The following is a 12,422-nucleotide window of genomic DNA, read 5'->3' on the forward strand; positions in this document are numbered from 1 at the left end:
GAAAAGGGGTCAGCTGATGGTGGCCGTGGGGGCGGCGGGCCGCCGCCCGGGCAGGCCGACGGCGACCAGCACCGTCGTGGCGACGGCGACCATCGCGCCGACGGTGAACGCCGTCTGGAATCCCTCGGCCTGGTGCTCGGGGGTGGCGGCTCCGAGCGAGTCGGTGCGGGCGGTCGCCAGGCTCACCATGATGGCCACGAAGGCGGCGGTGCCGACCTGCTGGAAGGTGTTGAGCAGTCCGCCGGCGACGCCTTGTTGCCGCTCGGGCACCCCGGCGGTCGCCGCCATCATGGCCGTGGAGAAGAACGCGGCGAACCCCAGGCCCATCAGGAGCGTGCCCGGCAGTACGCCGCCGGCGTACCCGCTGTCCGCTTCGATCCGCGACAGCAGGAGCACTCCGGCGCTCACCAGGGCACCGCCGGTCACGCACACGATCTTCGGCCCGAACCGCCCGGCGGCCGCGGCCGAAAGGGGGCCCGCCACGGCGACGGACAGGCCGAGCGGCAGGAAGGCGAATCCGGTGCTGAGGGCGGACCGGCCCTGAACCTGCTGGAGGAAGAGGGACAGTTGCAGAGCCGTGGTGCCCATGACGCCGGGAATCAGGAAGCTGGCGCCGTTGGCGACGCTCAGGGCGCGGCTGCGGAAGATGCCGAGGGGGACCAGCGGGGCGGAGCTGCGGGACTCGACCACGACGAAGACGACGAGCAGGGCGACGCCCGCGGTGATGCTGACGGCCGCGTGCCTGCCGTCGGCGGGCACCTGGCTCAGACCGTTGATCAGGGCCACGAAGCCGGCGGCGGACAGCAGGACACCCGGCAGGTCGTAGGCGCGGCCGGCCCGCGCACCGGGGGCGACGGACGGCAGCACCCGGAACGCCGCCAGGACCGCGGCGGCCGTCAGCGGCACGTTGACGAAGAACACCGCCCGCCATCCCGCGAGTTCGGTGAGGATCCCGCCGAGCAGGACCCCGATGGCGAAGCCGCTGGCCGTCGCGGCGCTGAACCAGCCCAGGGCCCGGTTGCGCTCGGCCTCGTCGGGGTAGCCGGTGGTGATCAGGGACAGCGCGGCCGGCGCGATCAGCGCGGCGCCGACGCCCTGCAGGGCGCGCATGGCGATGAGGAGTGCGGGGGTCGTGGCGAGGCCGCCGACCAGGGAGGCCACCCCGAACGCGGACACGCCCACGACGAGCATCAGCCGTCTGCCGAGCAGGTCCGAAAGGCGCCCGCCGAGCAGCAGCAGACTGCCGAAGCCGAGGGCGTAGGCGCCGACCACCCACTGCGTCCCGACCGCGCCCAGCCCCACGGAGGTCTCCATGCTGGGCAGGGCCACATTCACGATGGAGAAGTCCAGGAGCAGCATCAACTGCACGCCGCAGAGAAGCACCAGCGCGCCCGGCCCATTCCTCGTCGGTGCGGCCTGGCTGCCTGTGCTCTCCCGATCGAGCGCTCCGGCTTCGGACATCGCGGGACACAGCCTTTCGTACGGGGGGAGGAACTTCCTGGCCCGGTGAGCGTAGCCGAACGATTGACACGGCCAGCGGGGAACGAAGCATGAAGCAACTGGTTTCAGTCATTCCCCGGCCGGTCTTTCGAGTGTGACAGAGGCCGGTCTGCGCAGGCGAAGGAATGCGTTTCGGCCATCCTGGCCGAGAGATCTCAAAGGGTGGACATCGTTGCGGCTTGTCCGAAGCGCGGATCGGGATATACGTTCGAGACGCCGAAAGGGGGAACTGCTGTGTCGTCCTTAAAATCGACTCGATGTCGTTGGAACGTACACGCATCAACCAGGTCTGATTCCTTACCGTGTCGTCCCGTTCGTCTTGCAGCCAACCGCACGCCAACTCGTGTGCAGCGGCGGGCCCTACGGTCCGGGCGGCACGGACGGGGACGCGCGGGAGGGCTCGCGTGAAGCTTGACCTGAGCCGACTTGCTCATTCGTACGTCGTTTCCCGGTCCCTCGAGCAGACCCCGAACTGGAACGCAACCCTCCATCTCGACGGAGTGGTGTGCCGTTCGATAGCCGACTGGTACGAGCAGGCGCCGCTCACATCGGGCACCAAAGAAGAAGCCCTTCAGTACCAAATCCTGAAGGAAGACACCCTCGACCAGTTCGAGCTGTTACGGGAAAACGGCGTCGAAATCGAGCCGTGGCCTCACGAGGGGCAGCCGTACACGTCGTCGACCGCCCTGTCGCAGCAATTGCACGCCGACCGGAAGCTCTACGTTTTCCTCACCTCGAACGGCCACGGGCAGACAGACACCGCACAGGGTGCCCAGCGTCCCGCCGACCACCCCATGCTGGAGCCGTCGCCAGTTACCTCCCACGGGGTCACATTTATCTTCAACGATCTTTTCCGCGCCGTTCACGACGCCTTCGGGCACGCCGCGCGCGGAAATCGTTTCACCGCACGCGGTGAGTTCATGGCGACCTGGGACCACATGAAAATGTACAGCCCGGGCTGCCACCCCGTTCTGCTGTCGGAGACCGTCGGACAGATCTGCTGGTTCTACTTCGGCCCGCATCTGCGCCGCCCCAACGGGGTGCTGCCCCGGCCCTCCGACACCGACTACGTACCGCCGGCCCAACGGCCGTACTCCCCGCAGAAGACCGTCCCGATGCCGGACGAACTGCTGTCAGCCTTCCGCTCACTCTTCAAGCAGGTGACTTGATGTCCTCCGACATACGGGACGACTTCCCCATCCTGGCCCAGCAGGTGGACGACCATGCCCTGGCCTATCTCGACAACGCCGCCACCACCCAGAAGCCGACGCAGGTCCTCGACGCGGTCGTCCGCTACTACTCGGAGTCGAACGCCAACGTCGGGCGCAGTGTGCACGCCATGAGCACCCGGGCGACGGACGCCTACGAGGCCGCGCGCGAGACCGTGCGCGCCTTCGTCAACGCGGGCGACGCCGCGGAGATAGCGTTCACCAAGGGAACCACGGAGTCCGTGAACCTGGTGGCCGAGGGCTTCGCCGCCGGGGTGGTGGCGTCCGGTGACGAGGTCGTGATCAGCGGCCTGGAGCACCACTCCAACCTGCTGCCGTGGCGCCGCCTGTGCGAGCGCAGGGGCGCCGTGCTGCGCGTGGTCCCCGCCGACGCCGACGGCGAGCTGTCCGCGGAGGCGTTCGCCGAACACCTCACCCCGCGCACCCGGTTCGCGGCGGTGGCGCACGTCTCCAACGTGCAGGGAACGGTGAACCCGGTCGAGGAGATCGCCGCGGCGACCCGTGCCCGCGGCATCCCGCTGCTGGTCGACGGGGCCCAGGCGGTCGCGCACCGAGCGGTGGACGTTCAGGCGCTGGGCGCGGACTTCTACTGCTTCTCCGGCCACAAGATGTACGCCCCGATGGGCATCGGCGTGCTCTACGGGCGGGCCGAGCTGCTGGCGCGCATGGACCCGCTGCTGGTCGGCGGAGGCATGGTCAAGCAGGTCACCGTCGAGGGGCCGCTGGCCGTCGCCAAGTCACCCACCCTGTTCGAGGGGGGCACACCGAACATCGCCGGGGCGGTGGGACTGGCCGCGGCCGTCGAGTACCTCACCGCCCGGGGCATGGACCGGGTGCGCGACCACGACACGGAGCTGACGGCACGTGCCGCCGCCGGGCTGCGCGCCCTGGACGGCGTCCGGGTCTTCGGTGCCCAGCAGCCCTCCGGCGGCCTGATCTCGTTCGCCGTCGACGGCCTGCACCCCTATGACGTGGGCAACCACCTCAGCACCCACGGCATCATGGTGCGCACCGGGGTCCACTGCGCCATGCCGTTCGTCGACGGCCTGGGTGTGGTCGGCACGGTACGGGCCTCGTTCGCGCTCTACAACACGCCCGAAGAGGTGGACCGGCTCGTCGAGACGGTGGCCACCGCCGAGAAGGGCTTCTGGTCGAACGAGCACCCCGACGAGCGCTTCCTCAGCCTCTGAACAGCGGGCCCTGGGAAAGGACGGTACATCCCTTGCCGGACAACGGAACCAACGCGGCCTCTGACTTCAAGGCACAGCAGGAGCGCACCTGGCACCAGCTGAGCGCGGGCTGGGACAAGTGGTACGAACTGTTCGAGCATGGCGCCCAGCCGGTCACGCACGCCCTGCTCGACGGGGCCGGGCTGCGCCCGGACAGCGCGGTCCTGGACATCGGCAGCGGCACCGGCCAGCCGGCCCTCGCCGCCGCCGCCCGGGTCCCCGAGGGCCGGGTGGTCGGAGTGGACCAGGCCGAGGGCATGCTGGCGGTGGCCCGGCGCCGGGCCGAGGAACTGAAGCTCACCCAGGTGGAGTTCCTCCGCCGGGACGCCGAGGAACTGGACGTCGAGGAAGGCACCTTCGACGCGGTGGTCAGCCGCTGGAGCCTGATGTTCCTGCCGGACGCCGACCGGGTGCTGCACACCGCCTTCCGCGCGCTGAAGCCGGGTGGTGCCCTCACGGCCGCCGTGTGGGGCACCCCGCCGCAGGTCCCCATGCTGAGCCTCGCCTTCGGCGTCGCCGCGGCCCGTCTCGGCCTGCCCGCCCCGCCGCCCGGCACCCCCGGCCCGTTCAGCATGGCGGACGCCGAGGCGCTGTGCGCGCGGCTGGTCAAGGCCGGCTTCCAGGACGTCGGCCACCAGGAGTGCCGCGTCGTCTTCACCCCGAGCAGTGCCGAGGAGTTCGTGGACTTCTCCTGGGACCTGCTGCCCGGCTGGCTGAAGGCCAAGCTGGCGGAGACCTTCGGTGCCGAGCGCGACGAGCGGACGGTGCAGGCCGTCGCCACGGCGGCCGGGGACTTCGAGACGGAGGGCGGCGGGCTCGCGGTTCCCTGCGTCGCCCACTGCATCCGGGCCGTCAAGCCCCGTTGAGCCGGACCGTCCGACCTCCGAGGAGACCTCTCATGGAATTCGACACCAAGCTGGTCCAGGTCGGCCAGGAGCCCCATCCCGGCACCGGCGACATCGTTCCGCCCATCCACCTGGCCTCCACCTTCGAGCAACGGGCGCAGCAGGACCTGCGCTACTTCTACGGCCGCGGGGAGAACCCCACGCGGGAGGCCCTGGAGCGCTGCCTGGCCTCGCTGGAGGACGCCGCGTACGCCCTGGCGTTCTCCTCCGGCCAGGCCGCCGGCACCACCGCCCTCAGCCTGCTTTCCCCCGGCCAGAAACTGATCTCCTCCGATGACGTGTACGGCGGCACGTTCTCGCTGTTCGACCTGCTGCCGCGCTACGGGATCACGGTGGAGTACGTCGATCTGTGCGACCTCGACGCGCTCGACGCGGCACTGACCGACGACACCGGGCTGATCTGGATAGAGACCCCGACCAACCCGCTGCTGAAGGTCGCCGACGTGGCGGCCGTCAGCGAACGGGCCCACGCGGCCGGGGTGCCCGTGCTGGTCGACAACACCTTCGCCAGCCCGGTCCTGCAACGCCCCCTCGCGCTGGGGGCCGACATCTCGCTCTACAGCACCACCAAGTTCATCTCGGGCCACTCGGACGTCATCGGCGGGGCCCTGGTCTACAACGGCGAGGAGTTCCACACGCGGTTCTCCCGGTACCGGACCGCGGCCGGAAACGTGCCCGGCGCCCTGGACTGCTACCTGCTGCACCGCGGCCTGAAGACGATGTCGCTCCGGGTCCGGCGGCAGAACGAGTCGGCCGGGCACCTGGTGGAACTGCTGAGCCGGTCGCCGCGGACGGGTGCCGTGCACTATCCGGGACTGGCCTCGCATCCGCAGCACGACATCGCCGCCCGGCAGATGGACGGGTTCGGCTCGATCATCACCTTCGAGTACCTCGGTGACGTACAGGAACTGCTGGAGAAGGTGGAGCTGTTCTCCGTGGCGGTCAGTCTGGGCGGTGTGCGGTCCCTGATCGAGTGCCCGGCGCTGATGACCCACCGGCCCATCCCGGCCGAGACCCGCAGGCGCCTGGGCATCGGCGACAACCTGATCAGGCTCGCGGTCGGCATCGAGGACGTACGGGACCTCGCCGCGGATCTGGAACGGTCGCTGTGACCCGGCGGGTGGGCAAGGGGCGGTGGACGCGGTGACCGGGCCGCTCTCGCCGTCCCCCGGGGCGCCCGTGCTCGTCGACGGGGCGAAGGGGACCGAACTGCAGCGGCTCGGGGTCAGTGTGACCGAGCCGTGGTGGACCACCGCCGCTCTGCTGGACATGGAAGGGCAGCGGCAACTGGCCGGCATCCATCGCGAGTACACCGCCGCCGGTGCCGACCTGGTCACGGCGATCACCTTCCGGACCAACCGGCGCACCCTGCTGCGCGCCGGTGCCGACGAGCACGCGGCCGGGGTGCTGGTCCGCAGGGCGGTCGCGCTGGCGCGCGGCTCGGCCGGGCCGGACGGCGACGGCCGGCGGCCGGTGCTCGCCGCCTCGGTGATCCCGGTGGAGGACTGCTACCAGCCGTCCCTGGTCCCCGCGGACGAGGAACTGCGCGAGGAGCACGGCTGGTTGGTGCGCGAGCTCGCCGCGGAGGGCGTCGAGCTGGTGGTGGCGGAGACCATGAACAGCGTCCGCGAGGCCGTGGCCGTCGTCGACAGCTGTACCCGCAACGGGCTGCCCGTGTGGGTGAGTTTCGTCTGCGGCCCGGACGGAGCCCTGCTGTCCGGCGAGTCCGTGGCGGTCGCGGCACGTGCGGTCGCCGCGGCCGGTGCGAGCCTGGTCTGCGTCAACTGCACCACGTTCGAGGGCACCGACCAGGTGCTGCGCAGGTGGTCCGACGCGTGCCCGGTGCCCTTCGGGGCCTATCCCAACCTGGAGGACCGGTCGGACATCGCGGACTGGACTCCGGTGGACCGGTACGTGCCCGTGCGGTTCGGCCCCGAGGAGTTCGCGGACCTCATGGCCGAGCGCGCCGACCGGTACGGTCTCTCCCTGGTCGGCGGCTGCTGCGGCAGTACGCCCGCCCACATCGCGGCGTTGCGCAAACGGCTGACCGGCTGACCGGCGGACCGGACGGGGCACCGGCCGGTCCGCCGGACCGTTCAACGGGCCGGCCGGAGGAGGGGGCCGGGCAGGCCGGCGCAGACCGTCCGGATGAACTGCCCGACCCCCTCCTCCTCGTTTCCGGGCAGCACGAGGCGAGCGGCCGCCAGGACCTCGGCGTGGGCGTTCGCCACGGCCGCGGCGAGTCCCGCGGCCCGGAGCATGGGCAGGTCGTTGGGCATGTCGCCCACGGCGGCGGTGGCCGCGGCCGGTATCCGGTGGTGGGCCGCCAGCCGGCGCAGCGCCGCGCCCTTGTCGACGCCGCGCGGCGAGATCTCCAGGAAGTGCGGGGTCGAGCGGGTGGCCTCCACCGCGTCGTCCGGCCGCACCAGCACCTCGCCCAGCGCCGCGGCGGGCAGCGAGGCGTGCACGGCCAGGATCTTGACCGGCGGATCGTCGGCCGAGAGCGCCGCCGCGGCGTCCGGCACCGCCGCGTGGACCCAGCAGTCCGGCACCAGCTCGGCGAAGCCCCGCTCCAGACGGAGCCCGCATACGGTGTCCACCCCGAGCACCACGCCGGGGACCCTGGCTCTGAGCCGGCCCAGCAGCCGCGCGGCCCCGTCGGCGGTGAACCCCCGCCGGTCCACCACGTGCCCGGCGGGGCCCTGAGCGGTCACCGCGCCGTTGCTGCACACCAGCAGGCCCCCGAGGCCGTGGTCGCGGACCGCGGACAGCGCGTCCCGCAAGGGCCTGCCCGTCACGTAGGCGACGGGCAGGCCCTTGCGTTCCGCCTCCGCCAGGGCGGCGCGGGTCACCGGGCCGATGGTGCCCGCCCCGTTCAGCAGCGTTCCGTCGAGATCGGTGCAGACGAGCCGCACCCCCCGGACGCCGTTCACCGCGGTCGTCCGCCGTGCCGGTCGACCGCTCCGCTCACGGGCACCCACAGCCGGACCCGGAGCGGCAGGCCACCGGCGAGCCAGAGCTCCACTCGGCCCTCGCGGACCAGACGGCTGCGCCCGGGCCCGTCGCCCAGCGGGATCCAGACCCAGTCGCTGTCCGGGTCGAGCAGCCACGGGATGCCCCCTCTGGCGGCCGGCTCCGCGTCGTGGCCGCGCCGGGCCCGGGGCACGACCGCCGCCACGACCTCGGGAACGTCCAGGATGTCGGCGTTGACCGGCTGCGCCTGGCCGTCGAGCTGGATCCAGACGCGCGAGTGGAAGGTGACCGTCGCCCGCTGAGAGCCCGGCGCGGGAGCGTCCGCCCGGATGCTCAGCGTGCCGATGCCGGCGTCCCAGTCGACGGACGGCCGGGTGGTGGTGCCGGGTTCACTCATGGTCTCCTCCGCCGTCATACGGCCTGCAGCCGGTCCAGCCCGGTCACCGGAACGTCGTCCGGCAGCCTGGCGGGGCGCAGCTCGACCTCGCCGACCACCGTGTCGCCGGGCGCCTCCAGCACCCATCGGACCGCCTGGGCCACCGAGGAGGCGGCCATCTTCAGCGGTGAGGTGTCACCGGGCAGGTTGGCGATGGCGCCCGGGCTGATCAGGGTGGTGCCCACTGCGTTGCGGCGCTCCTCCAGCAGCAGCACCTCGGTGATCGCCTTGAGCGCGGCCTTGGTCGCGCAGTAGGCGGCGCCGCCCTCGAAGAACCGCGTGCCGGCGTGCGAGCCCATCAGGACGATCCGGCCGCCGCGGGCGCGCAGATACGGCAGGGCGGCCTGGACCAGGGCGACCACGGAGGTGAGGTTGACGTCCACGGCCTCCTGCCAGTGGTCGAGCGGCAGGGTGGCCAGATCGCCGAGGGCGCGTTCCACGCCGTTGGCGACGACGGCGTCGAGGCCGCCGGCCGCTTCGGCCGCCTGCCGGACGGCCGGGCCGACGTCCCGCGGCTTGCTGAGGTCGCAGGCGACGTGCTGCATCCAGGGCAGGTCCGCCGGGGTCCGGCCCAGGCCGCACACCCGCCAGCCGGCCGAGTGCAGTTCCTCGGCGACCGCCCTGCCGGTTCCCCGGTTGGCCCCGGTCACCAGCACGGTGCGGCCGGCGTCGGCCGCCGTCATCCGGACACCCGGCGGACCAGGTCGGTCCAGATCGAGACGATCGTCGCCGGGTCGGCGCCCTGCCGGAACAGGTCCTTGTCCAGGGGGTTGCCTGCGTCGTCGCGCAGCCGCATGCAGTCCGGGGAGATCTCGGAGTTGATGACCGGCCGGCCCTCGCCGTCGACGCCGATCACCAGGCAGAAGTCCCACAGGTCGAGCGGGGCCAGCCAGGACCGCAGCGAGGCGTTGCACTCCAGGGCCACCTGGCGGAAGGCCTCGACGTCGGTTCCCGTCGCCCTCAGGTAGTCCTCTCCGATCGGCTGGTCCTCGGGGTCGATGCGGTAGTCGAACTTCACCACGGGCGGGTCGAAGCGGTGGCCCTCCGGAAAGAGCCCGGGGTACTTCCGGATCGTCGAGCCCGTGGCCAGGTTCTTGACGATCACCTCGAACGGCGGCGCCGGAATGTACGCGGCGCGGTAGGAAGTGTCACCCAGCCGTTCCAGGAAGACCGTGCGCAGACCCTTGTCGGCGAGTTTCGTGGCGGCCAGTTCGTAGAAGTCGAGCCGCAGCCGGGCGGTCTCCGGAATCATCTCGTCCCGGTCGTACGTGTAACTGCGCAGACTCGGTATGAGTTCGACATCGCAGGTGCCGTCATCGTTGAGCCAGAGCCGCTTGCTGCGACCCTCGATATCGGGATTCCGATCGAGTCGTGCCATTGACTTGTCCTCCCTGCTTTGCGGCCCTGTCGCAGGGCCCGGACAGTGGAATGGAGCGGAGCATGGCATTCGCGTATGGATGAGCGCTGCTCCGGGGGGCCCTGAAAACGGCCCGGTAATCCGACAGAAACGCGCTGGACGGCGTACGGATCCGGCAGGCTGGTAAAATGTTACATCACGCCGGATCGGCGGAAACATCACCGATCTCGCCATCTCATATTCCGGGACGAGCCGGCACCCGCCGTGCCGTACCGGACCACGGCCAGCGTCCAGCCATTTCCGAGCGGCCCGGCCCGTTCCCGCCCTGGCCTGATTTCTCCGTACCGAGTCGCCTCCGGAAGGGCGGCCCGCCGGCCCGGCCGAAAAGAGCCGTCGGGGAATGGCCGATTCGGTGCCCGCGGCACCGGTGCGGGCCGGTGCGGGCCGGTGCGGGCCGGCGGCGGACGCGGGCGTGAATGTGAATGCGGACATCGGCGTCCGAATGACCGGCGGTGGGCGGTGACCGCCGAATGTCGTTCGAACAAGGCCGCCGATCCTCGGACCGCGCCAAACGTTTGTACGGCGTCCGGGCTACCTGTCGAAGTCGCTGCCTAGACTCTCGGCGGACGCTCAGCGAGGGGTCATGCCTCGCCGCATCACGCATTTCTGCGGGGAGTGCCGCGATCGTCCTGCGCGGAAGGGGAGACACATGCACGGGGGCCGCCTCGGACTGGGGCAGGGCACAGCCCTGTACATCGGCGCCGTCCTGGGACCCGGGGTGCTGGCGCTGCCGGCCCTGGCGGCCGCTGCGGCGGGTCCGGCCTCGATGGTCTCGTGGGCGGTCCTGCTGCTGCTGAGCGTTCCCGTCGCGGTGACGTTCGCCGCGCTCGGCGCCCGCTACCCCGACGGCGGCGGGGTGGCCAACTTCGTCGCCCGGGCGTTCGGACCCCGGCCCGCGGCCTGCGTGGGTTGGCTGTTCTACGCGGCCGTGCCGCCCGGAGTACTGGCCGGTGCCATGGCGGGCGGGAACTACGTGGCCGAGGTCCTCGGCCTGCCGCAGCGGGCCGGATACGCGGCGGCCGCGGTCATCCTCGCGGTGGCCGTCGCCGCCAACTACGCCGGGCTGCAGATGTCCGGGCGGATGCAGCTGGTGCTCGTCGGCGTGCTGGTGCTGCTGCTGGCGTGCGCCACGCTCTTCGCCGCACCGCACGTCAGTGCGGACCACTTCACGCCCTTCATGCCCGAGGGCTGGCTGTCGATCGGCTCGGCGGCGGTGGTGCTCTTCTACGCCTTCAGCGGGTGGGAGGCGGCGAGTCATCTGTCCGCGGAGTTCGCCGATCCCCGGCGCCACCTGCCCAGGGCCACCACGATCACCCTGACCATCGTCGGCGTGCTCTACCTCGGACTGTCGTTCGTCACCATCGGCGCCCTCGGGGCACTGGCGCGGGAGTCCGACGTTCCGCTGATGCTGCTGCTGGAGCGCGGCCTCGGCTCCGCCGCGCGGCCGCTGACGGCGGCGGCGGCCGTCTGCCTGAGCCTGGGGGCGGTCAACACCTTCATAGCCGGCGCCGCCCGGCTCGGGGCGGCGCTGGGACGGGACGGCGCACTGCCAGGCTGGCTGGCCAAGGGCGGGGGCGCCGGCCAGGTGCCGCGCCGCAGCCTGACCGTGCAGGCGGTGCTCACCGGCGGCCTGACGCTCGCTGCCGCCCTGCTCACCGTCCCGCTGGATCCGCTGATGCGTGTCACGTCGGCGTTCCTGGCCGCGGTCACCGCCGCCGGGATGGCCGCCTCGCTGCGGCTGCTGCCGCGCCGCTCGCCCCTGTGGTTCGCGGCCTGCGGAGCCGTGGTCTTCACTCTGGTGGTGATGGCGTTCAGCGGATGGCTGCTGTTGCTGCCGCTCGCCGTCGGCGCCTGTGCGGCGCTGTACTGGCGGCGTCGGCACGGGCCCTGGACCGGTGCCGGCCGCCCGGCCGCTCAGGCGGGGGACCCGGAGGTGGCCGACGCGGCTGCCGCCACCAGCTCGCCCAGTGCGGCCGCCGGCTCGGGGCGCTCGAAGAGATAGAAGTGGCCGCCCGGAAAGCCCCGGTGGGAGGGGGGCGTGCGGCAGTCGGCGTCCCACCGCAGCCGCTCCGGCTCCGGCAGCGTGGCGTCCTCCGTGCCGTACCAGACCTGGTGCGGCACGTCGGCCGGACCGAACCGCGGCGGCGTGTAGGTGTCGGCCAGATGCAGGTCGTGTCCCAGCAGGGTGACGGCCGCGTCCACGAAGTCGGCGTCCTCCAGCAGCTCCGGATCGACTCCGCCGAACGTCCGCAGCTCTCCGAGCAGTGACTCGCGGCTGCGCACCACGAACGGCTTGTCGGGCATCGGCGCGGTCTCGGCGGTGGCCCCCGGCGACCGCGAGGCGGACACGATCACCGTGTGGACGAGTCGCCGCTGCGCATCGGGCAGCAGGCAGGCGACGTTGTGGGCGAACAGCGCTCCCAGGCTGTGGCCGATGACGACGACCGGGCGGTCCACGACGTCCGCCGCGTCGGCGGCGAAACGGTCGTACGCCTCCGCGTAATCGGCCGCCGGCGCCTGCTCCGCGTCACCGGCCCGGCCGGCCAGCTCGAAGACGAACGCCTCGCACAGATCCGGCAGTCCGCGGGCGAGCGGCAGGAACGACAAAGCGGAACCGCCCCCGTGATGAAAGGCGAGCAGGCGCACCGGAGCATTTCGCTCCCCTACCCGGAGATAACTCTTCTCGGCTTTCGACATACGTGCGCTCCTTCCTCAGACCGAGGACGACTCTGT

12 protein-coding genes are annotated in these 12,422 nt (G+C 71.8%); 6 read left to right on the forward strand and 6 right to left on the reverse strand.

Annotated features, from left to right (window positions below):
* Positions 1–9: 9 nt before the first annotated feature.
* Positions 10–1,461, reverse strand: coding sequence for an MFS transporter (locus tag ACLGIH_RS03380; RefSeq protein WP_416523707.1), 1,452 nt, complete (start codon positions 1,459–1,461; stop codon positions 10–12).
* A gap of 443 nt (positions 1,462–1,904) precedes the next feature.
* Between ACLGIH_RS03380 and ACLGIH_RS03385 the strand changes: the two genes are divergently transcribed.
* Genes ACLGIH_RS03385 through ACLGIH_RS03405 form a run of 5 tightly spaced genes read left to right on the forward strand, consistent with a single transcriptional unit; the run spans position 1,905 to position 6,918 of the window.
* Complete coding sequence (locus tag ACLGIH_RS03385; RefSeq protein WP_416523708.1) at positions 1,905–2,669, forward strand: crotonobetainyl-CoA--carnitine CoA-transferase; 765 nt, start codon at positions 1,905–1,907, stop codon at positions 2,667–2,669.
* On the forward strand, positions 2,669–3,919 hold the full coding sequence (locus tag ACLGIH_RS03390) for an aminotransferase class V-fold PLP-dependent enzyme (protein WP_416523709.1): 1,251 nt from the start codon (positions 2,669–2,671) through the stop codon (positions 3,917–3,919). Before ACLGIH_RS03385 ends, ACLGIH_RS03390 begins: the two co-directional genes overlap by 1 nt.
* A gap of 32 nt (positions 3,920–3,951) precedes the next feature.
* On the forward strand, positions 3,952–4,824 hold the full coding sequence (locus ACLGIH_RS03395) for a class I SAM-dependent methyltransferase (protein WP_416523710.1): 873 nt from the start codon (positions 3,952–3,954) through the stop codon (positions 4,822–4,824).
* A gap of 32 nt (positions 4,825–4,856) precedes the next feature.
* Positions 4,857–5,975, forward strand: coding sequence for a trans-sulfuration enzyme family protein (locus ACLGIH_RS03400; protein ID WP_416523711.1), 1,119 nt, complete (start codon positions 4,857–4,859; stop codon positions 5,973–5,975).
* 31 nt (positions 5,976–6,006) lie between these two features.
* Complete coding sequence (locus tag ACLGIH_RS03405) at positions 6,007–6,918, forward strand: homocysteine S-methyltransferase family protein (protein WP_416523712.1); 912 nt, start codon at positions 6,007–6,009, stop codon at positions 6,916–6,918.
* A gap of 41 nt (positions 6,919–6,959) precedes the next feature.
* Here the strand turns inward: ACLGIH_RS03405 and ACLGIH_RS03410 are convergent, their stop codons facing one another.
* Genes ACLGIH_RS03410 through ACLGIH_RS03425 form a run of 4 tightly spaced genes read right to left on the reverse strand, consistent with a single transcriptional unit; the run spans position 6,960 to position 9,650 of the window.
* A complete protein-coding gene (locus ACLGIH_RS03410) occupies positions 6,960–7,796 on the reverse strand; it encodes an HAD family hydrolase (protein ID WP_416523713.1) in 837 nt (278 codons plus the stop codon).
* Positions 7,793–8,233 (reverse strand): hypothetical protein, encoded by a 441-nt coding sequence (locus ACLGIH_RS03415; protein WP_416523714.1) that lies wholly within the window; start codon positions 8,231–8,233, stop codon positions 7,793–7,795. The genes ACLGIH_RS03410 and ACLGIH_RS03415 overlap by 4 nt, the downstream gene beginning before the upstream one ends.
* Positions 8,234–8,247: 14 nt before the next feature.
* Entirely contained in the window at positions 8,248–8,955 is a 708-nt protein-coding gene (locus ACLGIH_RS03420; protein ID WP_416523715.1) for an SDR family oxidoreductase, read from the reverse strand.
* A complete protein-coding gene (locus ACLGIH_RS03425) occupies positions 8,952–9,650 on the reverse strand; it encodes a phosphoribosylaminoimidazolesuccinocarboxamide synthase (protein ID WP_416523716.1) in 699 nt (232 codons plus the stop codon). Before ACLGIH_RS03425 ends, ACLGIH_RS03420 begins: the two co-directional genes overlap by 4 nt.
* Before the next feature lie 688 nt (positions 9,651–10,338).
* On the opposite strand from ACLGIH_RS03425, the gene ACLGIH_RS03430 reads away from it, so the two are divergent.
* Positions 10,339–11,691, forward strand: a complete 1,353-nt coding sequence (locus tag ACLGIH_RS03430; RefSeq protein ID WP_416523717.1) for an APC family permease — start codon at positions 10,339–10,341, stop codon at positions 11,689–11,691.
* Here the strand turns inward: ACLGIH_RS03430 and ACLGIH_RS03435 are convergent.
* Positions 11,604–12,296, reverse strand: a complete 693-nt coding sequence (locus tag ACLGIH_RS03435) for a thioesterase II family protein (RefSeq protein ID WP_416523718.1) — start codon at positions 12,294–12,296, stop codon at positions 11,604–11,606. The two genes, ACLGIH_RS03430 and ACLGIH_RS03435, sit on opposite strands and share 88 nt — an antisense overlap.
* Positions 12,297–12,422 lie beyond the last annotated feature (126 nt).

It is taken from the genome of Streptomyces hamibioticus, from assembly GCF_047946815.1.
In the GTDB taxonomy this organism is placed as follows: Bacteria; Actinomycetota; Actinomycetes; order Streptomycetales; family Streptomycetaceae; genus Streptomyces.